Below are 19,618 nucleotides of genomic sequence, written 5' to 3'. Positions count from 1 at the left end.
TATTGATGTTAATTGAAATTAGATTATGAACTAACCGCTCGATGCAACGCTAGTGTGAAAATAATGTATTTTTGCAGGAATTTCATCAAATAGCGGCTGAAAGAGCAGAAATTGCTGTATCCACGCAGCATTTCACTGCTTCATCCTCCTCCGCCGTTTTTCCCGCATCCACATTCTCTGTTAACTCGTCACCTCAATCATTTTGCAATGCCTATGAGACACTCCCATTGGGTGCCGAGCATCCTGCAAGAACGCCCGGTATGGCAATCAAGCTTCGTGCTGCGCGAAATAATCGAACAGATCCGCCTGGGCCTCCTCCAGATAGATGAGGCGCGGCTCGCGTTCGATTTTGATTTTCAGGCGCTGCGCCGTCTTCTCGAACAGATCCAGGCCTTCGTTCGACCGGATAATGAGCTTTTGCGGGCGCGCCCCTTTCTCCTCGATTAGCTTAATCATATGATCAATGAATTCCTGCTCGTAATTCCCTTCATAAGCGACATGGAAGCCGACCGCGCTGCGGGTCTGCCGATCCACCCACAGGCAGAGCCGCGGGTAATACGGCCGCTCCGCCTCGCCCTGCACCGCGACGGGAGCGAAGAAATAATCGGTCTCCCACTGCCCCCGCTTCTCCGGAATGCGGCGCACCAGGTCCGTCAGCTTCGCATCGTCGCTGTATTCATACTTCGCCGGGCGCTTCAGGACGAATTCGGGATCGCGCCAGCCTTCGCTCCATTCCCCGTTCTCCTGCGCGCGGACCAACAGTTGGCCGGAGACCGGCGGCACGAGCAGCCGCTCGTCCTTCTTGCATCGGGCGGCCAGCTCCACCGCTTGCTCCAAGGCGTTCGTCAGGAAGCGGACCTGCTTCCGGTCAAGCGTCCATGGTACAAGCCCCGGGTCATAGGCCCGGAACAGCGGCCAGGCGTTGCGGCCGCGGAAGCGGAAGCCAAGCTCTTTGATTTGCGCCAGATCCTGCTTGTCCAGATCGGTCCGGTCCTCGAACGTCACCATCATGCATTTTTGCCGGTTCAGCCAAGCATAATGATCGTCCTGCTCCAGCATCATGTCCCGCAGGCTCTCCAGCCCTTCGCCGCCGCGGAAAACGGCCAGGCCGAACAGCTCTTCGTTCGATCCCATAATGGTGCAGTAGCCGACCTCTCCATCCTCCGGGTTGCATACGCCGAAGATTTCGGAGTCGGACACCCACTTCCAGCTTCCTTGCTTCTTGAAAGCCGCCGCCGCTTCATAGAGGCGATGCCATTCCGCCTGCTCTTCGGTTAACTCCACCGCTTCTTCGTTGCGTTCCGTCTGTTCTACATCCGTCTTTGCCATAGAATTTCCTTCGTCCTCCTCTTCCATGCTGCGCTCTGCCGCAAGCGCGCCTTAATCCAAAAAACGCCTCGTCCCTCTCAACCTTTGCTACAAGCCAAGCAAAAAACCCGCCCCTTTGCCCGGAACGGGTTCCATTGGTTCTGCTCAAACCCTAAAGCACCAATTTACTGCTTAATCAGTGACAAAAATTCCGCGCGCTGCGCCGCATCGCTCTTGAAGCTGCCCCGCGTCGACATCGTAACCGTCTTGCTGCCAGGCTTCTTGACGCCGCGGGAACACATGCACAAATGCTCGCCCTCGACGACCACCATCACGCCGTGCGGCTTCAACACTTCTTCCATAATATCCGCGATTTCCGATGTGACCCGTTCCTGCACCTGCAGACGGCGCGTGACCGCTTCGACCAGCCGCGCCAGCTTGCTCAGGCCGGCCACCTGTCCGCTTGGAATATAGCCGATATGCACCTTGCCGAAGAACGGCGCCATATGATGCTCGCACAAGCTGTAATACGTAATGTCCTTGACGATGACGAGCTCCTCATGGGCTTCGTCGAAGGTCACCCCGAGCACGTCGCGCGGGTCGACCTCATACCCGCCGAAGATCTCTTCGTACATGCGGGTGACACGCGCCGGCGTCTCCTTCAGGCCTTCCCGATCGACATCCTCGCCGATCAGCCTTAAAATTTCTTTTACGTGATGTTCGATCTTCTCGCGATTCTCCCCGACTTTTGAATTGACATAGTCTTTCAAGCCAGCCATAATCGTGCCTCCTCCCGCCTAACGTGCCCATGGACGCGGGCCGTTCCGTTATTTCATTTTCTCTTATTTTTTTGCATCATTTTCTGAGCTTGCTGCATCTGCTTCGCATTCAAATTGTAGCCCATTTGCTTTGCCATCTTTTGAAGCATTTGCGGATCCGATTGCATCTTCTCCATCTGTTTGCGCAGGTAGAACACCCCTCCGGCAAAGCCGATAATGACACCCACAATGAGTGCGATAATCCCTACAACCCAAATCATCTGCTTATGGTCACCCCAACAAAAAATTAGTTAGATGAGGTCATTCAAAAACCGACTTTCGAGGAAGCCCGGCTTTTGAACACTCACTTCGATCTATCCGTGAGAAGGCATGGCTTCGCGGAACTCGTCCGCCATTATGATAGCATGTCCCTTCCAATATGACAAACGAATGGAATCTGTCCTGGATTCGCCCTGCGGCTCATGGCCCGCAAGGAATGCCCTCGAGACGGAGCAGGGTGATTTTCTTGTCCATGCCGCCGCCATACCCGACCAGCTTGCCGTCGGCTCCGATCACGCGGTGGCAGGGCACGATAATGGAGAGCGGATTGCGATTATTCGCTCCGCCGACGGCCCGCACCGCCCCCGGATTCCCGATCGCTTCCGCAATCTGCTTGTAGGACCGGGTCTCCCCGTATGGGATCTCGGCCAAGGCTTGCCATACCTGCCGCTGGAACGGCGTCCCTTGGATATCGAGCGTCAGATCGAACTCGCGGCGCGTTCCCGCGAAATACTCCTCCAACTGCCGCTTGGCCTCCTGCAGCCGCTCCGGATGGCGCTGCAGGACGGCGCGGCCGTAGCTGCGGGCGGCCCGCCGCTGGAGCCCTTCCGCCGCCGACAGCGCGTCCCCGAACTCGATCGCGAACAATCCGGTCGCGGTCGCGGCCAATGTCAACGGCCCGAGCGGGCTCTCCATCTCCTGCACATACAGCGGCTCTTGCTGAGCTTCGGCGCGCTCCTGCGCTTGCATCACAGCTTCCTTCACCTTCGGTTCCTCCTCGCGGCTTAGCGCCGCCTTCAATATGCGCTTGGCGTCCGGCCCGCCGATCTGGCCGAGCGCCCAAGCCGCGGCGGCGCGGATATCCGGCCGCTCATCCGCGCGCAGCAGCCCTTCCAAGGCCGGGACGGCCTGGCGGTCGCGGAAATTGCCGAGCGCCGCGATCGCGTTGCGCTGGATCGGCTTCTTCCCGCGCCACGCCGCCGCGCTGCTGCCGAACTGCGACTTGAATTCCCGGTTCGACAGCGACAGCAGCGGCACGAGCAGCGGCTTCGCCTGCTCCGGATCGGGCTGCATCTCGGCATGATGGGTCCAATTCAGACCACGGTTCTTCGGGCATACGATCTGGCAAGTATCGCAGCCGTACAGCCGGTTGCCTATCTTGACCATCATCTCATGCGGCAGCATCTCCTTCGACTGCGTCTGGAACGAGATGCAGCGCTGCGCATTGAGCTGCCCGGGACCGACGAAGGCTCCCGTCGGGCAGGCATCGAGGCAGCGCGTGCATTCCCCGCAATCTTCGGTCAGCGGGTGATCCGGCGGCAGCGGCAGATTCGTAATCATTTCCCCTAAGTAGATCCACGAGCCCCATTTCGGGGAAATAATCGAGCAGTTTTTGCCGCTGAAGCCGATGCCGGATCGCTCGGCGACCGCCCGGTCGCACAGCTCGCCCGTGTCGACCATGCTCTTCACCCGCACCTCCGGCACCCGCTCGCGCAGGAACTGCTCCAGCCGCTGCAGCCGGTCCCTCAGCACCTGGTGGTAGTCCAATCCCCATGCGGTCCGGGCGAACATTCCCCGGTACGCGCCCGGCTCCGACTTCGGACCGCCCTCCAGCTTGGACGGATAAGCGACCGCGATCGCGATAATGGAGCGCGCCCCGTCGAGCAGCAGCGCAGGCTGTGTCCGCTTGTCGAGGTCCGGCTCCTCGAACCCGGACGCATAGCCTTGATCGATGGAATGCTGCAGGCGCGCCTTCAATTCGGTGAACGGGTCTGCCGTCGTGAAGCCGACCTGGTCGATGCCCAGGGAAGGGGACGCGTCCATAATCTCCTGCTTGAGCCGCTGCCAGCGTTCCGCTTCCCGGATCGCCTCGGCCCCGGCCGCTTGGTCTGTTCCGTGTGGTGTCCATCCTACCGTTTGCTTCTGTTCCGTCATCCCGTTCACCTCCTTCGATTGATGTCACGGCGCGGTTCCGCGCCGCTCTAAATACATACAGAACGGCCCCCTAGCTCCGGGTACCGGATTCCCCAGAGCAGGCGCCGCTCCTGTTAAGGTCTGACTTCCCTGCATTTCCATTCATCCCCTGCCGCATTCCTGGCTCCGCCAGTCTGCTGCTTGCAGATGAATCCCCTCATTCCGGCTGGATCGCCTGCTTCCAGTCGTCGTAGTACCGGCGCACCTCATCGTCCCAGAACGGAGGCCGGCGATGCCGAATCCGTTCCAGCACCGCTTCGAGGCCGGCACTGATCTTCCGCTCCACCAGATCAGGATAGTGGTATATATGCCGGTTCTGTTCATACTCGTCCTGGTCCACCACATTCACCTGGCCTCCGGGCATTTGAATGACGTCCAGATCGTAATCGATATAGGTGAAAATGTTGTCCGTACGGTATGGGGGCGAGGCAATATTGCAGTAGTAGCGAATGCCGTGATCTTCAATCAGCGCCACCACATTGAACCACTGCTTCGGAATGAGGAACGTAACGGCAGGAATTTTGCTGTTCCATTGCTTCCCGTCCGCTTCCCTGATCGGAGTCTGGCTGTTAATCAGCACGAACATTCCTTCAGCGGCATGCTCGGGATGCACGAGCGAGGAGGGCACGATCCAGTTCTCCAGCCACATCCGGTGCAAATGGCCATCGTGTTTGAAACTTTTCACAAGGGCTTTCTCATAACGTTCCATGCGTTTTCCTCGGCTTTACTTCATTTCTCTTCACTTATTATTAATAGAAAAGCATATCTTCACCCCGATTGCAACGGTTGTAAAGATATGCCTTCCCATTCGGCGACAAATGTTCAATTCAGAGACAGCTAGCCGGCAACAATCCGAAGCTGCTTCAATGAACGCAAGACATGCTGGGCCCCGTATCCCAATGCCTCGAACCAAGGCAGCACGAATTCCGTATGCTCATCCGCAGCAATCATAATGTTGCGGACCTTGCGCTGCTGGAATTTCTGCTCCATTCCGGCCACAAGCGCCTTGCCTACGCCTTGGTTGCGGAATTCCGGGTGCACGGCCAGACGATAGTAGTACCCGTTGTTGCGATCGATGGTGCCGATAGCCAATCCGACCATGATCGTTTCCCCGTCCGGGTTCTCCTGTTCCGCGATGAGCACAAGCTCTCCATCCAAGGACAACTGGCGCGCGAAGGCATCCAGCGTCTTCTCGCAGCATTCCTCGGACAGCGATTCCTTCAATAACTGAGTAGCCGGCAAATAATCCGCCAAACGAAAGGATCGAACGTTCATGTCTTACTCTCCCTCATCCTGAGCTTGGTGTAAAATATACGGTTCTCTTCTCTATCTGTGAACAAACAGTCTGCGCCAACGGACATCCATTTTGCTCTCATATCATTATATATAGTATTTACAAATACGACAAAAATCGCGAAATTCCTTCTTTATCATTCAGATTCGCGTAAAAACGCCGAAAAAACACGGTTTTTCTCGTGTAAGCGTTTTAAATAAAGCGTTTACATTACTATTGGGTCCATAGGTATAAATAATTGGCAATTGTGCCAATTTTGTGACGAACTTTGTGAGCGCCTGCGCTACGTTTGAAAGCATCTTATATTGGGTAAGGATATAAAGTCAGGCCCTATGACAAACCTTTGACTTTTGAAACATTTATGTTGATTTATTAGCCCGACTCATGGTTAAATGAGAATATATCACTTACATATTTTTTGGGAGGAATGAACGAATGGCACATCAATTACCAGCTCTTCCGTATGCGAACAATGCACTGGAGCCTCACATCGACGAGACGACGATGATGATTCACCATGACCGTCACCACAACACATATGTGACGAACCTGAATGCGGCATTGGAGTCTGCCCCAGAATTGCAGTCCAAATCCGTTGAAGAACTCATCTCCGATCTGAACAGCGTGCCTGAGAGCATCCGCACGGCAGTCCGCAACAACGGCGGCGGCCATGCGAACCACTCCCTGTTCTGGGAGACCATCGGACCGAACGGCGGCGGTCAACCGTCCGGCAAGCTGGCGGAAGCAATCGACAAGGAGCTTGGCGGATTCGACAAGTTCAAGGAAGATTTTGCAAAAGCGGCTGCGACTCGCTTCGGCTCCGGCTGGGCTTGGCTGGCAGTCGACAAAGACGGCAAGCTGTCCGTTTCCAGCACGCCGAACCAAGACAGCCCGCTGATGGAAGGGAAAACTCCGATTCTCGGCCTGGACGTATGGGAGCATGCCTACTACCTGAAATATCAGAACAAGCGCCCGGACTACATCGCTGCGTTCTGGAACGTTGTCAACTGGCCGGCAGTTGAAAAGAAATACGAAGAAGCCGCAAAATAAGAAATGAAAATAAGGGACCGTCCCCCGGGTCTTGCCAGACCTTGGGGACGGTCCCTTTTTGCATGTCCATATCAGAACCGTTCCGTCTGCTCCTTCCGTCTCCGGCCCGCGCGATAACGGTATACCGCATATAATCCGCCCGCCAATGCCGCATAGAGGAGCAGCACGGCCGGAATCTTCAGGCCGTCTTCCAACAGCTGCTCCCCGATGAAGGCAAAGACGAGCATCACCGGGAGCTTGCCTGCGGCCGTAGCCAGCAAAAAAGAGACGAACGGCACCGACACGAGCGCCGCATACACATTGATCGCGATCGCAGGAAGCACCGGAATCGTTCGGGCGATGAAGATCGATGTCACCGGGCGATGTTCCATCGCGGCGTTCAGCTCGTGCAGCGGGGAGACCCGATCCAGATAGCGCCTGCCCTGCTCCTGCCAGCCGTGGCGGACAGCGAGGAACATGACGGCCGCCCCGAGCGTCGAAGCGGCTGCATTCATCAACCCGCCCAGCCATAGTCCGTACGCGGCTCCCATAATGCCCCCGACGACCCCGAACGGGATGACGGGAAAAAGAGAAGCAAGCGCCGCCATGATGAACATTTGCGCGGCGGCGGCCGCATCGCGGGAGGACTTCAAGCTCTCTATCCAATGAAGGAGCTCCTCGCGGCAGAACCAGATTCCGGCCATAGCCAGCATATAGACGGCCGCGGTGGCCCATTTCCCCATGCCTTCACCTCGTTTTCCTCTAACGGTACAAGCCCTTGTCCATTCTAGTGTAAAATGTCCGCACAATCATTGCTCTCGACTTGAATGCCCCCTCTTACAGCCGCTATCCCCTTCGCTCATTCGCTTGCGTTCCTGCACATTGCAGCTGCCTGCTACGACTGCCCCTCCGGCTTGCCGAGCGTCCCGTACTGCTGCAGCATGTCCCACATCGCCTTCACCGGCGGCGATATCCACCGTTCCTTGTGATAACAGCGGTAAATGAACCGCTTCAACCCCCGCTCCGGCAGGCGGATGGCGATCAGCGTCCCATTCGCCGCCTCCTGGCTCACGGCCCGTTCCGACAGCAGCGTCACGCCTTGCCCATGGATAACGGCCCGCTTGATCGCCTCGATCGAGTTCATGTGCAGCCGCGAGGTCAGCTTGATACCGTGAGCGTTCGCCCATTCGAGCATGATGCGCCGCGTCGCCGATTGGGTATCGTGGAAAAATAAACGGCTCCTCGCCGATCCGCTCCGCCGTCGGCGCTCCTTCCTGCGCCAGCGGATGCCCGGGCGGCACGACGAGCACCAGCTCGTCCTCGAGCCAGACTTGCTGATGGAGATCGTCGGCCTCGAACGGATGCGACGAGATAATCCGATATCGAGCTCATGCTGCCGCAGCCGCTCTTCGATGGCCGGGGCCGTCTGAATCTCGAGATGCACCGTAACGTCGGGGTAGCGCGTGTCGAAGGCGTTCAGCACATCCGGCAGCAAATACGCCCCCGGCACATGGCTGGCGCCGATCCGCACCGTGCCCCGGCCGCCCTCCGTGAAGTCTCCCATGACGTGATAAGTCTCCTCCATCAAGGCATGGATGCGGCGCGCATAATGATGCAGCGCCTCGCCCGCTTCCGTCAGCACCAGCTTCCCGCTTCGCGGCTCGCCCTCGTCGGCAGCGATGACGAGCGGATGCGGGTGCTGGAGGGACCGCCACGGGTCATCCTCGTCACCGACGGCATGATGCATACACCCGCAGCCCGCTTCTATTACGAGCAGCTCAACACCCGGAAGATCGGGATCGTCGCGATCCTTATCGCGTTCGCTTCCTTCGCAGCGTCCGCGGAGCCCGCTTCCTCCGCCGCGGCGCCGCAGCCGATGACGCCCGATTATGAAGTCAAACTGTTCCTGGATCCGAGCCTTGTGCTCGATGCCAATCACGAGCTGACTCCCGCTCTCCGGAACTTTTTCCAGACAAGGGCTGCCGAGAAGATCCGGGTCCAGTTCCTGGACACGAATGATCAGCGCATCAATCAAGAAGGCTGGTATGTCCGCCTCCGCAAAAAAGAAAACGACGCCAGCAACAAATTCGAGATTGTGTACAAGAAGCGCTATCCCGTCGAGAATGGCAATCTGAATGCGGCTCTCGCCCAGGCGGCCCGGGACGGCTTTACCGCAGACGACACCAATTACGAAGCGCAGGTCGATTGGGGGTACGCCAAGCAGACGCTGAGCATTTCCCGCAAGAAAAAAGTGAAACAAGACGCCTTCAGCGGCATGGCCTTGCCTGACCTGCCGACCACCCGAAGCTGGGCAATCGATGAAGCGCCCGGCAAATTCGTCAATTGGAGCGCGCCGCAATGGGGCGTGAACCGGCTTCAAGCCGTTCAGAAGCTGTACGGCCCGTGAACGCCACCCGTTCCAGCGGTCTGTGGGACGGCCGCAAAATCGACATTGAAGTATGGGAGATAAAAAATGAAGCCGGCACCGGCTTTGATTACATCGTAGAGGCCTCCTTCAAGGAAGCGGACGGCGCTGCGGCCGCCGCCAAAAAAGCGGCCCTGGAAGCCGATCTGGCCCAAGCGGGCTGGCTGCTCCCGGTCGACCAATTGAAATATGGGACAAGCACGTGATCGGCGTACGCCCCGTAATCAGCTTTTCCCCGTCGCTGTAACCTTCTTCCCTGTCCTTCAGCTCCCGCACGAGCACCTGCCGCCAATACGCCACCCGCTCCTGGACGGCGGCATCCCCGATCGCATTGTGAAGCTCCTGCGGATCATGAACGAGATCAAAATATTGCTCCACGCCGGTCTGGGAATACCAGATGAGCTTCTCCTTGCCGTTCGTCACCCAGTGCGTCGAAGCCATTCCCTGGGCATGCTCGCCGTGCAAATATTCGCGCCATTCCCGCTTCCGGCCGCGCGCCGCCGCAAGCATGCTCTTCCCGTCCACGCCCGCCGGCACCGGCACGCCTGTACGGGCCAGCTCATCCAGGTTCGGCGCCAACTATAAAAAATAAGTTCGATTGTAAGCCCTATCATTCCGCAACCATTTTATCATAACGAACGAAAGATTGGTTAGATTTCTCCGAATTCTTCTTACGCCCCGCTCCAACACAAGCTTTTTTCAGGAAATCCCCCCTCTCACTCTTGACTTTATTCCATTTTGGATAAAAGTCAGTTATACTAGCAGAAGAGACATAGCAAAGTATGTCAGTCACAAGAATGGGGATGAAGCGATGAGCGACACTCCGAACGCCAGAAAATCACCGGGTTATCCCGCTCTTCTTTTGCAATTATTTACTACGTTTCTCAAAATCGGCCCGACGACCTTCGGCGGCGGGTATGCGATCCTGCCGGTCATCGATCGGGAAGTGACTCAGAAGCGCCGGTGGCTCGACGAACAGGAAATGGGGGAAATCACCGCCTTGTCCGGCGCCGCCCCCGGGGGTATCGGCCTGAATGTTGCCGCTCTTGTCGGCTTCCGGATTGCAGGCCTTCCCGGCCTGATCGCAGCCATTATGGGGATTGCCTTGCCCACCGTCCTCATCATGCTTGCGCTCGGGGTGGCTGCCGCCTGGTTCCGCGCCAATCCTTACGTGCAGGGAGCAATTGCGGGCATTAAGCCGGCGGTCATCGCCCTGATCGTATACGCCGCCTTCGGCATGGGAAGAGACGCCTTGCGTCACGTTTTCGGCTGGACGGTCTCCTTATTGTCCGTTGCCCTGCTGCTGTGGACCCCGTTCAATCCGATTGCCGTGCTTGCCATCGGAGCGGCTGCCGGCCTCGTGGCGGAATGGTTCCGGCACCGCAGACTGCGGCGCCATGAGGGCCCTTATTCCGCCTCTTCCCCCCACCCGCCTTCCTCCTCCCGGCAGGTCAAGCAGGAACAAGGATAGACGATGAATCCTATTGAATCGCCCGGAAAGAAGGATGCAGCACATGCTATGGGACTTATTTTGGACGTTTTTCAAGCTGGGCTTCGTCTCGTTCGGCGGCGGCTATGCCATGCTGCCGGCGATCGAGCATGAAGCGCTGAGCCATCGATGGCTGACCGCCTCGCAATATACGGAAGCCGTCGCCTTGGCCGGCATGGCTCCCGGGCCTATCGCGATGAACAGCGCCGTATACGTCGGCTATACCGCGGCGGGCTGGCCGGGCAGCCTCATGGCCGCGTTCGGCATCGCGCTGCCGTCGGCCATCATCATGTTCGCCGTTGCCACATTTTTCTATCGCGTGTATGATAATCAGTGGGTGCAGTCCGCATTGGATGGAATGAAGCCTGCCGTCGTGGCGCTGATTGCCTTGGCGGCCGTCAACATGACGCGCAACGCAGGCTACCTGGACGGCTGGACCATCAGCTCGGCCTGGCCGATCATTTTGTTCATCGCAGCCTTGTTCGCACTGATTCGGCTTCGATTGCATCCGATCACGGTCATCATATTGTCTGGAATAGCGGGGATGGTAATCTATGGGTAACGCATTGGAGCAACGCATCCCTTCCAAAAAGGGAAAAGAACTGTTTCAACGAATCCGCCGGGCGCCGGAAATATCGAAAAATGATCTGGTCAGCGAGAGCGGCCTTACCGTCAGCACGCTGACCCGTGTACTGGAGGAACTGACGGCGCTCGGCCTTATCGTGGAGAGCGGCTTCGGCGCCTCCACGGGCGGACGGCGTCCGATTCTGTACCGTGTCCGCGCGGAATACGGCTATGCCTTCGGGCTTGATATCTCCCGGACCTCATCCCGGCTCGTCCTGCTGGACACGGCCGGACAGTTGAAGGCGGCCCACGTCATCGAGATGAACGACCAGATGACGCCGGAGCGGCTTGTGGAGCGCGTAACGGCCCATATTCATACATGGATGGACGAGTACCGGCTGAATTCGGATACGGCACTCGGTCTTGGCATTGGCGCTGTCGGACCGCTCAACCGGTTTGACGGCGTCATTTTGCAGCCGGAGTATTTCCCTGCGCCCGGGTGGGAGAACGTGCCTATCGTCGCCGAGCTGGAGCGGCGGCTGCACCTGCCTGTGCTGCTGGACAATGGCGCGAATACGGCCATCCGCGCCGAGGCCTGGGCGAACCGCTCCATGGACGTGCGCCACATGCTGTACTTTCATGTCGGGATCGGTCTCCGCTCGGCGATGATGTCCGACGGCAAGCTCATTTACGGAGCCGTCGACATGGAGGGGGCGCTCGGCCAAATGATCATTCAGGCCGACGGCATCCCTAACCGCTCCGCGAACGGCAATTACGGCTGCCTTGACTCTTATGCCACCATCTACGCGCTGGAGCGCGAAGCGAACGCGATGCTGCGCATCGGACGGCGCAGCCTGCTGGAGCATATCGTGCCCCGCGGGGAGCCTGCCGCATTCCCGCATATTATCGAGGCGATGAAGAAGCACGATCCGCTCGTCACCGAGCTGGTTACCCAAGCAGCAACCTACTTCGGCGTCGGGCTTGCCAACCTGCTCAATGTGCTCCATCCGGAGCGCGTCGTGCTGGGCGGACCGTTCATGAATATTAACGATCTCTATTTCTATACCGCGACGCAGACAGCGATTCGCAAAACCTATCATTACCCGCAATATCAGGTCGTCTTCAGCAAGGGCAGCTACGGCGAAGACGCCCTGGCGGTCGGCGGAGCGCTCATGGTGCTGGATCAGCTGACGGCGCCCGTCTCGCCGTCCCCGGCGATGCACATGTAATACAATACACTTAAGTACAATACCCTTAAGCATGACACTGCCTTCCCGGGCTCGCTAGGGAAGCCGCGGCATGATTATCTAGCACACAGCCGCATGACGAAAAAGTACAGCAACTTAAGCACAACAATGCCAAGGAGGCGATCACGATGACCCAAAGCAACCAACATCCGGACGGTTCTCCGCGGCCTTGCTGCGCGGCAGCGCGCGGCACCTCCCTCTCGGCAGAACCGGCGGCCGGAGATCGCCTGAACGGACAAGCCGGCCCCGATTGCTCCGGACTCCATGCCTCTACTTCTTCGACGGGCCTAGACAATACTGCCGCTGCCCTCCCGCCGGATGAGTCTGTCCAGGCCGCACGGAAGCTGCTGGCCAACGTGGACGGAGGCGCTGCGTCGCGTCCGTCCCTTGACAGCTTCATCCTCCTGGAAGGCGGCACATTCGCCATGGGCTCCGAGGATGCCGAAGCGTTCCCGGCGGACGGGGAAGGGCCGATCCGGGAGGTAACGGTTGGCCCCTTCCGGATTGCTCCTTATGCCGTCACCAATAAAGACTTCGCCCGCTTCGTCGCGGCGACAGGCTATGTAACTGAAGCGGAGCGCTTCGGCTGGTCCTACGTCTTCCATTTGCTTGCTCCCGCTCTGGAAGAGGAGCACATCATCGGCCGCCCGCAGGGAACCCCCTGGTGGCTTGGCGTCCGCCAGGCCTGCTGGCATCGCCCGGAAGGCCCCGGGAGCAGCGTCGCCCAACGGATGAACCATCCCGTCATCCACGTGTCATGGCATGATGCCCGGGCCTACTGCGAATGGGCCGGCACGCGCCTCCCCAGCGAGAGCGAGTGGGAGTTCGTCGCCCGCGGCGGACTGGAGCGCAGACGCTATCCTTGGGGCGATCTGCTGAAGCCGGATGGCGAGCATCGCTGCAACATATGGCAGGGCAAATTCCCCGTCAAAAACAACGCCAGCGACGGATACATCGGCACCGCTCCCGTCGACGCCTTCGAGCCGAACGGCTACGGACTGTACAACGTCGCCGGCAACGTCTGGGAATGGTGCGCGGATTGGTTCACCGCCAACCCGAACGAGCGCGGCCCGGCCGTTCAACCGCGCGGACCGCAGACAGGGACGGAACGCGTCATGAAGGGCGGTTCCTACCTGTGCCACAAATCATACTGCAACCGCTACCGCGTCGGCGCACGCAGCAAAAACACTCCCGACAGCTCCACCGGCAACCTCGGCTTCCGCTGCGCAGCCGACGCCAACTAGCCAACGCCATCCAATGCCTCTCCACGCAAGAGACCTTGCCATCGCGGAGAGTCACACCAATTGCCAATAGCCGGAGGCCTCCTTGCCTCCGGTTTTTTATGCCCCCTACTCGGGGAGTCTTCGTCCCCTCGGGACCGTTACTTTACTCCCGCTATCCTGCCTGTTTCTTATTTCACACTCCTGTCTGGCGCTCACCTCGGCTATCTGACTAATGCCTATCTATGCTCTCCTGTCTAGTTCTCACCTTTGCTGCCTAGACTCTTGCCCACTTCCGCTCCCTCTGTCTAGTGCTCGCCTCGGCTATCTAGACTAATGCCTATCCATGCTCTCCTGTCTAGTTCTCACCTTTGCTGCCTAGATTATTGCCCACTTTCGCTCCCTCTGTCTAGTGCTCGCCTCGGCTATCTAGACTAATGCCTATCCATGCTCTCCCGTCTAGTTCTCACCTTTGCTGCCTAGATTATTGCCCACTTTCGCTCCCTCTGTCTAGTGTTCACCTCGGCTATCCTCACTCCTGCTCACCTCCATTCTACGCCTTGTTCACTTCCGTCGTCCTGTCTATGTGCCCATTACCGACAGCGCCCTTCTCTTGTCGAATCTAGCAGCCTCTGTGTTTAGGTCCTTTTCATCAATATCCCCTCCACTTAAGCTGATTCAATGGGATAGTGACGCAAAGCTAATAGAGAGCCATTTGTTTCAAAAAAGCATGGTTGTTATCCAATAAAAGCACTCTACACCTTTTAGCTAGCTCCTGAAGGCTATATATTAAGTGTTTGAAATTCTTTGCAAATTTCTGAGGATAATGGAGGACTGGACAACGGAAAGTTTATGGATTAATTTTCAAATAAACACTTGAAACAAGAACATTAGTTCGTTATAATAAAAACAGAATGTATGTTCCTATATTTTCTTTTCGAGGAGGGAAACGGCATGAGCGCCTGGGAGTCGATTGATAGGGTGGAAGAACTGCTGCAGCTGTTACATAACGAAGCTGAGTGCCACTCTTTCTTGTTTCGTATGAAATGGCCTGATGGCTTTACTTGCCCACGCTGCCATCATGGCGAGGCCTATGTCATTAAAACGCGTCGGCTGCCGCTATATGATTGCCGCGCTTGCCGCCATCAGACCTCGCTAATTGCAGGAACGATAATGGAGGGAAGCCGTACGGCGCTATGGAAATGGATTACGGCAATCTGGCTCGTTTCCCGTACCGACATTTCATTGAATGCTGTTGAACTTCGTGCACTCATTCAAGTGACATATAAGACGGCTTGGTCCATGCTCCATAAGATACGAAAAGCCATTAACCGTGCCGACAGCGCTCAGCCGCTGGAAGGAGAGGTTCATGGCATCGTAGCTTTCTATGGCCGTCCCTATTACTCCCCTATTCTTCTCCATGAACGGGAGTGCCCGATCATTGTTGCTGAGTCGAACAGTGCGGAGTCCGCCGGTTCAGATGCAGTCAATCCAGCTTCTGATATCGAAATGGAAGAACAAACCGCCCATACCCGGAGGATCAAAATGAAGATCGTTGACCGTTCGCATTGCTCCGGCAAGTCTCTCTTGCGCACAGGTTCTGACGAATTCGCCAAGCTTCACGCTCATAGCGATTCTACCGTCTCGATTATTCGCTATTACTTCTAGGTCAAGCGCAACAGATACCTGTGCCAGACATTCAAGCGTGCCTGGCAGTGGATGAATAGTACGTTTCACGGCATCGGGTCTACATACCTTCAGTTGTACCTGGATGAGTTCTGTTTCCGCCATAATGCAGCAACCCGAGGATCATCATCGTGGGGCTATTTATTGCGTTTATGCCTGTCGTTCAATGATGCGCGTGTATCGAACGCCTCTTATGTATTTTCCGCTGCATAGGCAGATGCCAACGCAGGAAAATATGCAAATGGGTGTAACGTCCGTCTATTATTCACTGACAATAGGCCTTTCATGAGGATGCACTTAGCACCTATTTTCTGCAATGCCCTCAACGCGCCCCTCTCCTGATGAGCGTTGAGCATAGCTGGGGTGCGAATAACTTAGGCTTAGAGAGACTGGTAGGCTGCAGTTTTGTTTTTCAGAAAACTTTTCAGTTGGTTACTTGTGAGGGAGCAAGAACTGCAGTACTGCTACTATGCCCTTTTTATGAGTGGATGGGATAATGGCCAAAAGAACTTTAAACCCCACTGTCCTGTAAAGCATCCTTCCATTCAGGATATTCAACGATCCGAGCACTTCTTGGTATCTACTATACTATCTTGTCCTATTATCGTCTTCTGGGCCGCCTGCTCCATGTCAAAATATCCGCGCCCTTCCTGAATATAAAGGTATTCCAGAATCATCTAATCGCATTACTCGTCGCCACACAAGGATGCCGGGAATATTACAATGCCGAACAGAACAGTCTGCTGGACGAAAATATGACTATAATCGATTATTTCGAGAGGCGGATCACGTCGAGCAGCGGGACATATTGATGAGTGGCTTCGTGGACAAGATGGCTGTCGGTCACATGGTCAATGAACAGCTTGCCGTCCAGATGGTCCATCTCATGCTGGATGCAGCGGGCGAGGAGGTTTTCTCCCTCCAGCGTGAATGTCTTCCCGTTGCGATCCATGCTGCTGATTTTGACGTATTGGTATCGCTTGACGCGGCCGTAATATCCCGGGTAGGACAGGCACGCTTCCATCCCATCTTCTTCCCCCTCGGCCGCCAGCAGCTGCGGGTTAATCAGTTCTATCAGGCCTTCTCCGCAGTCCATGACGAGCACGCGCCGCAGCACGCCGATTTGCGGCGCCGCCAAGCCGGCTCTGCCGGGGCGGGCATAGAGGGTATCTTTCAAATCCTCGAGCAAGGCCAAGATCCGGTTATTCACTTCGGTAACAGGACGGCATATTTTGCGCAGTATCGGATCTCCAAAAGGAAGGATTTCTCGTTGAGCCATGAACACACTCACCCTCATTTCAAATCGAAAAGGCAGGATGACGTCTGCCGTCGGCCTGCCTTTTCGTAATGGTGTCTATTATATCATAGGAACGCCGCAGAAGTGTTATCCGTGCTGCCATTGCTCGGCGAAATAAGCATGCAATAGTCGTAAAAATAAGTTCGGGAACGCCAGCCGCTCCATCTCTTCCGGCCCGATCCAGGCATATTTGCCGCCGGCAATCGCCTTCGAGGCATCCTCTATTCCGCAGCGGTACACACGCATCTGCCAATGGATGTGGCTGAACGTATGCTCGGCATCGGTCCAATGCTCGAGCGGCTTCAGCCATACGCCCTCCGACTGCATCCCTTGCCGCAGCGCATCCATCGCTTCTTCCTCCCGCAAGTCAAGCAGCCCTCCCGTCTTCGGCGCCAGCAAATGGGGCAGCTCCCACATGCGCGCCAATAGTCCGGCGTCCGGGCGCTGGCGCACCAGCACCTTGCCCGCATGCTCCCCTGCGCCTTCCACGAGGGCTGCATAGCGGAGCTCCCGCTTCGGCGGCTTCGCCTTGGTCTTTACCGGCAGCATCAGCTCCTCGCCGGCAATCCGCCCGGCACAATGCTCCATGACCGGGCATGGCAGGCACGCCGGGGATTTGGGCGTGCAGACGAGCGCGCCCAGCTCCATCAGCGCCTGGTTGAATTCCGAGGCACAGCCCTCCGGAATCAATTCCTGCGCCAGATGCTCCATGTGCGCGCGGGTGCCGGCCTTGGCGATGTCGTCATGCAGGCGGAAGTAGCGCGACAGCACCCGCATGACATTGCCATCGACGGCCGGCTCGGGCCGGTTGAACGCGATGCTCATAATCGCGCCCGCGGTATACGGCCCGATGCCCTTCAAGGCCGAGACCTTGGCCTTGTCGTCCGGGATGCTGCCGCCGTATTGCGCCTTCACTTCACGCGCGGCAGCTTGAAGATTGCGGGCTCGCGAATAATAGCCGAGCCCTTCCCACGCCTTCAGCACCTCTTCTTCCGGTGCTTCGGCCAGCGCCTCGACCGTCGGAAAAAGAGCGATGAAGCGCTCGAAGTAAGGCTTGACGGTCTCGACGCGAGTCTGCTGGAGCATAATTTCCGATACCCATCACTAGCGTTGCATCAATCTTTTTACGAAAATTTCTATCCCATAAGTCTCTATATTTGTAACTTATTGAACTATATTCATGGACAAAAATAAAGAAATCTCCTATTGTTGAGTTACCCTAACGTTATCCATAAAACGCCTCAACAAAGGAGATTTCTTATGGATAACGTACCGAATCATAACGTCATTTGTCAATGCCTAAAATGGTTACATGTCCATTCTACTCGACACGAGTCATTGGATTACCGGGCCCAAAAGCTGTTTGTCGGCTCTTCGACACTCTTATTTGTAGAGGCACAGCTTCAGCAACGAGACTCATACAAAGTCATGTCAGAGCATGTAGCGGCTAATCCTGAATTTCAAGATCTTCTGGGTCTCAAGAGCATAAGCGCTTCTCAACTATCGCGGAAGCTGAAACGGCTGCCTATGGAGTATCTTCAGACGCTCTTTTTCTCGCTCATTGATCGAATCAAGCAACTTACAAAAGGGAAACGCGGCATTACGCCTGGTATTGGGAAACTCAAGCTAATCGATTCATCGGGAATTACACTACCTCCCATTCTCGCGAAATGGTCCTATTGTTCCAAAAGTAGCCATGGCGTGAAGATGCACACCTCCTTGGTCGTTGCGGACTCCAAAACGATGTATCCAGACAAGATCGTCGCTTCAACCAAAGATGTAGCCGATCATGAAGTCGTGTTGGAATTTACAGTGGATAAAGATGCGACCTACGTGATGGACCGAGGATACCAGGTATACGACCATTTTCAGAAATGGGTAGAGGATAAGATTAAATTTGTTTGCCGCGTCAAGCAAAAGAGCCGGTTAACGATCATCAGAAAAAGAGACCTCCCCAAAAGGCAGAATGGGTTTATCCTTGATGCTGATGTGACGATGCCGGAGCTGCCAGCGGTTCTGCGTTTGATTGAGTTTAAGGATGACCAAGGGCGTACCTATCGAATTGTAACGAATCGATTTGACTTATCCGCACATCAAATTGCCGAGATTTATCGAAATCGCTGGCATATTGAGTTGTTTTTTAAATGGGTCAAGCAGCATATTCGATTGGTAAAACCCCACGGTTATACGGCCGAAGCGATTTGGAACCAAATGTATATTGCTTTAATCGCGTATGCTCTCTGTTTGCTGATTAAATTAACACTGGACTGTAAAAAGTCGACATGGGACCTCCTCCAGTTGATTCGCATCTATGCGGAAAAACCATGGGAAAATTTGATCGCTGCACTCAACCGCAAGCCGACTCGAACATCTAGAGGTCGACCAAAGCGAAATGGGAGACGTCCGAAAAAGGCAACAAAGTCGATGAAACCGAGACTGATTGTGACGTAATGACAAACGAAAACGATTTTTACATATAATGGATAACGCGTAGGGTCTGTTTCCAGCTCGACTTTTTTAGACTTAGCGCGGACATCGCAAATGTAAATATATATCATATATTGATGTTAATTGAAATTAGATTATGAACTAACCGCTCGATGCAACGCTAGTGGATACCCATGTATAATACGGATTCGAATGGCGCCGCCAAGGCAGATCCCGCCGGTTCGCACGGTACCAACTCAGCAGCTCCCGGCTGAAATAACGCTTTTGTTCGTTCATGACGGCCTCCCGTTCACGTTTGTTAAAATTAAGGATATTACTTTTTAACGATCTTAACGATAAACAACCTTACGTATTTGTTCAATCCCTTCCCCCGTTTTTTTGCAGCCCCCCGCTGGAACCGCGGACAAGTCTCAGACAAAATAGAAAGTATTTTTTCAAAATCACAAACAAATCGAAGTCATTATATGATATATTTGTACACATTGAAACCTATTCAAGGAGTTATTATTTCGAAATGATGTAATTACGCAAGTCTCAACAAAATAATTCTCCTTGGCCTTCGTTTATACTTTCTTAGAAAGGAGATGCGTTCGTGACTCT

16 protein-coding genes and 4 pseudogenes are annotated in these 19,618 nt (G+C 55.7%); 8 read left to right on the top strand and 12 right to left on the bottom strand.

The window, feature by feature from the left end; all coding sequences use genetic code 11:
* Nucleotides 1-267 precede the first annotated feature (267 nt).
* From OCY70_RS11300 to OCY70_RS11270, 6 genes are all read right to left on the bottom strand, one after another.
* Nucleotides 268-1,329, bottom strand: coding sequence for a DUF7309 domain-containing protein (locus tag OCY70_RS11300; protein WP_261944856.1), 1,062 nt, complete (start codon nucleotides 1,327-1,329; stop codon nucleotides 268-270).
* Nucleotides 1,330-1,493: 164 nt separating this feature from the next.
* Nucleotides 1,494-2,087, bottom strand: coding sequence for a GTP cyclohydrolase I FolE (gene folE, locus OCY70_RS11295; protein ID WP_213430306.1), 594 nt, complete (start codon nucleotides 2,085-2,087; stop codon nucleotides 1,494-1,496).
* 53 nt (nucleotides 2,088-2,140) lie between these two features.
* Nucleotides 2,141-2,347 carry a YneF family protein gene (locus OCY70_RS11290; protein ID WP_168180073.1) on the bottom strand — a complete coding sequence of 69 codons (207 nt, stop codon included), beginning with the start codon at nucleotides 2,345-2,347 and terminating at the stop codon, nucleotides 2,141-2,143.
* Nucleotides 2,348-2,546: 199 nt separating this feature from the next.
* Nucleotides 2,547-4,280, bottom strand: a complete 1,734-nt coding sequence (queG, locus tag OCY70_RS35755; RefSeq protein ID WP_213430305.1) for a tRNA epoxyqueuosine(34) reductase QueG — start codon at nucleotides 4,278-4,280, stop codon at nucleotides 2,547-2,549.
* A 196-nt stretch (nucleotides 4,281-4,476) separates the two neighbouring features.
* A complete protein-coding gene (locus OCY70_RS11275) occupies nucleotides 4,477-5,028 on the bottom strand; it encodes a DUF402 domain-containing protein (RefSeq protein ID WP_213430304.1) in 552 nt (183 codons plus the stop codon).
* A 128-nt stretch (nucleotides 5,029-5,156) separates the two neighbouring features.
* On the bottom strand, nucleotides 5,157-5,594 hold the full coding sequence (locus tag OCY70_RS11270) for a GNAT family N-acetyltransferase (protein ID WP_213430303.1): 438 nt from the start codon (nucleotides 5,592-5,594) through the stop codon (nucleotides 5,157-5,159).
* 454 nt (nucleotides 5,595-6,048) lie between these two features.
* On the opposite strand from OCY70_RS11270, the gene OCY70_RS11265 reads away from it, so the two are divergent.
* Nucleotides 6,049-6,663 (top strand): superoxide dismutase, encoded by a 615-nt coding sequence (locus OCY70_RS11265; RefSeq protein WP_197255511.1) that lies wholly within the window; start codon nucleotides 6,049-6,051, stop codon nucleotides 6,661-6,663.
* Nucleotides 6,664-6,734: 71 nt separating this feature from the next.
* Here the strand turns inward: OCY70_RS11265 and OCY70_RS11260 are convergent, their stop codons facing one another.
* The gene (locus tag OCY70_RS11260) at nucleotides 6,735-7,385 is read right to left on the bottom strand and encodes a TVP38/TMEM64 family protein (protein ID WP_213430302.1); all 651 of its coding nucleotides are present in this window, start codon (nucleotides 7,383-7,385) and stop codon (nucleotides 6,735-6,737) included.
* Nucleotides 7,386-7,537: 152 nt separating this feature from the next.
* Complete coding sequence (locus tag OCY70_RS11255) at nucleotides 7,538-8,284, bottom strand: substrate-binding domain-containing protein (protein WP_213430301.1); 747 nt, start codon at nucleotides 8,282-8,284, stop codon at nucleotides 7,538-7,540.
* Between OCY70_RS11255 and OCY70_RS11250 the strand changes: the two genes are divergently transcribed.
* Entirely contained in the window at nucleotides 8,252-9,049 is a 798-nt protein-coding gene (locus OCY70_RS11250; RefSeq protein ID WP_261944855.1) for a hypothetical protein, read from the top strand. The genes OCY70_RS11255 and OCY70_RS11250 overlap by 33 nt on opposite strands.
* Before the next feature lie 108 nt (nucleotides 9,050-9,157).
* On the opposite strand, the gene OCY70_RS11245 is transcribed toward OCY70_RS11250, so the two are convergent.
* Complete coding sequence (locus OCY70_RS11245; RefSeq protein ID WP_249725506.1) at nucleotides 9,158-9,646, bottom strand: sulfatase/phosphatase domain-containing protein; 489 nt, start codon at nucleotides 9,644-9,646, stop codon at nucleotides 9,158-9,160.
* 232 nt (nucleotides 9,647-9,878) lie between these two features.
* Between OCY70_RS11245 and OCY70_RS11240 the strand changes: the two genes are divergently transcribed.
* The 5 genes and pseudogenes from OCY70_RS11240 to OCY70_RS11220 all read left to right on the top strand — a co-directional run bounded on the left by OCY70_RS11240 (nucleotide 9,879) and on the right by OCY70_RS11220 (nucleotide 15,486).
* Nucleotides 9,879-10,538: a chromate transporter gene (locus OCY70_RS11240; RefSeq protein ID WP_213430299.1), complete on the top strand. Its 660-nt coding sequence runs from the start codon at nucleotides 9,879-9,881 to the stop codon at nucleotides 10,536-10,538.
* Nucleotides 10,539-10,581: 43 nt separating this feature from the next.
* Nucleotides 10,582-11,118: a chromate transporter gene (locus tag OCY70_RS11235; protein WP_213430298.1), complete on the top strand. Its 537-nt coding sequence runs from the start codon at nucleotides 10,582-10,584 to the stop codon at nucleotides 11,116-11,118.
* Complete coding sequence (locus OCY70_RS11230; RefSeq protein ID WP_213430297.1) at nucleotides 11,111-12,349, top strand: ROK family protein; 1,239 nt, start codon at nucleotides 11,111-11,113, stop codon at nucleotides 12,347-12,349. The genes OCY70_RS11235 and OCY70_RS11230 overlap by 8 nt, the downstream gene beginning before the upstream one ends.
* Nucleotides 12,350-12,759: 410 nt before the next feature.
* Nucleotides 12,760-13,611 (top strand): annotated as a pseudogene (locus OCY70_RS11225) (formylglycine-generating enzyme family protein); the annotation flags it as partial.
* Between the two features lie 930 nt (nucleotides 13,612-14,541).
* A pseudogene (locus OCY70_RS11220) lies at nucleotides 14,542-15,486 on the top strand (transposase).
* A gap of 556 nt (nucleotides 15,487-16,042) precedes the next feature.
* Here OCY70_RS11220 and def read toward each other — a convergent pair.
* Nucleotides 16,043-16,552 carry a peptide deformylase gene (gene def / locus OCY70_RS11215; protein WP_213430295.1) on the bottom strand — a complete coding sequence of 170 codons (510 nt, stop codon included), beginning with the start codon at nucleotides 16,550-16,552 and terminating at the stop codon, nucleotides 16,043-16,045.
* Between the two features lie 105 nt (nucleotides 16,553-16,657).
* Nucleotides 16,658-17,671 (bottom strand): annotated as a pseudogene (gene mutY, locus OCY70_RS11210) (A/G-specific adenine glycosylase); the annotation flags it as partial.
* A 159-nt stretch (nucleotides 17,672-17,830) separates the two neighbouring features.
* On the opposite strand from mutY, the gene OCY70_RS11205 reads away from it, so the two are divergent.
* Nucleotides 17,831-19,021 carry an IS4 family transposase gene (locus OCY70_RS11205; RefSeq protein ID WP_261944552.1) on the top strand — a complete coding sequence of 397 codons (1,191 nt, stop codon included), beginning with the start codon at nucleotides 17,831-17,833 and terminating at the stop codon, nucleotides 19,019-19,021.
* Between the two features lie 162 nt (nucleotides 19,022-19,183).
* Here the strand turns inward: OCY70_RS11205 and OCY70_RS11200 are convergent.
* Nucleotides 19,184-19,294 (bottom strand): annotated as a pseudogene (locus OCY70_RS11200) (A/G-specific adenine glycosylase); the annotation flags it as partial.
* Nucleotides 19,295-19,618: the final 324 nt, after the last annotated feature.

This window comes from Paenibacillus melissococcoides (genome assembly GCA_944800085.1).
Classification (GTDB): domain Bacteria; phylum Bacillota; class Bacilli; order Paenibacillales; family Paenibacillaceae; genus Paenibacillus_B; species Paenibacillus_B melissococcoides.
Note: the sequence above shows the minus strand (reverse complement) of the source record. Positions and strands in the feature narration are given on the sequence as shown.

What these genes read in the sequence shown, in the direction of transcription:
- OCY70_RS11300 (WP_261944856.1), bottom strand. Translation starts at nt 1,329, where the DNA reads ATGGCAAAGACGGATGTAGAACAGACGGAACGCAACGAAGAAGCGGTG.
- folE (WP_213430306.1), bottom strand. Translation starts at nt 2,087, where the DNA reads ATGGCTGGCTTGAAAGACTATGTCAATTCAAAAGTCGGGGAGAATCGC.
- OCY70_RS11290 (WP_168180073.1), bottom strand. Translation starts at nt 2,347, where the DNA reads ATGATTTGGGTTGTAGGGATTATCGCACTCATTGTGGGTGTCATTATC.
- queG (WP_213430305.1), bottom strand. Translation starts at nt 4,280, where the DNA reads ATGACGGAACAGAAGCAAACGGTAGGATGGACACCACACGGAACAGAC.
- OCY70_RS11275 (WP_213430304.1), bottom strand. Translation starts at nt 5,028, where the DNA reads ATGGAACGTTATGAGAAAGCCCTTGTGAAAAGTTTCAAACACGATGGC.
- OCY70_RS11270 (WP_213430303.1), bottom strand. Translation starts at nt 5,594, where the DNA reads ATGAACGTTCGATCCTTTCGTTTGGCGGATTATTTGCCGGCTACTCAG.
- OCY70_RS11265 (WP_197255511.1), top strand. Translation starts at nt 6,049, where the DNA reads ATGGCACATCAATTACCAGCTCTTCCGTATGCGAACAATGCACTGGAG.
- OCY70_RS11260 (WP_213430302.1), bottom strand. Translation starts at nt 7,385, where the DNA reads ATGGGGAAATGGGCCACCGCGGCCGTCTATATGCTGGCTATGGCCGGA.
- OCY70_RS11250 (WP_261944855.1), top strand. Translation starts at nt 8,252, where the DNA reads ATGATGCAGCGCCTCGCCCGCTTCCGTCAGCACCAGCTTCCCGCTTCG.
- OCY70_RS11240 (WP_213430299.1), top strand. Translation starts at nt 9,879, where the DNA reads ATGAGCGACACTCCGAACGCCAGAAAATCACCGGGTTATCCCGCTCTT.
- OCY70_RS11235 (WP_213430298.1), top strand. Translation starts at nt 10,582, where the DNA reads ATGCTATGGGACTTATTTTGGACGTTTTTCAAGCTGGGCTTCGTCTCG.
- OCY70_RS11230 (WP_213430297.1), top strand. Translation starts at nt 11,111, where the DNA reads ATGGGTAACGCATTGGAGCAACGCATCCCTTCCAAAAAGGGAAAAGAA.
- def (WP_213430295.1), bottom strand. Translation starts at nt 16,552, where the DNA reads ATGGCTCAACGAGAAATCCTTCCTTTTGGAGATCCGATACTGCGCAAA.
- OCY70_RS11205 (WP_261944552.1), top strand. Translation starts at nt 17,831, where the DNA reads ATGGATAACGTACCGAATCATAACGTCATTTGTCAATGCCTAAAATGG.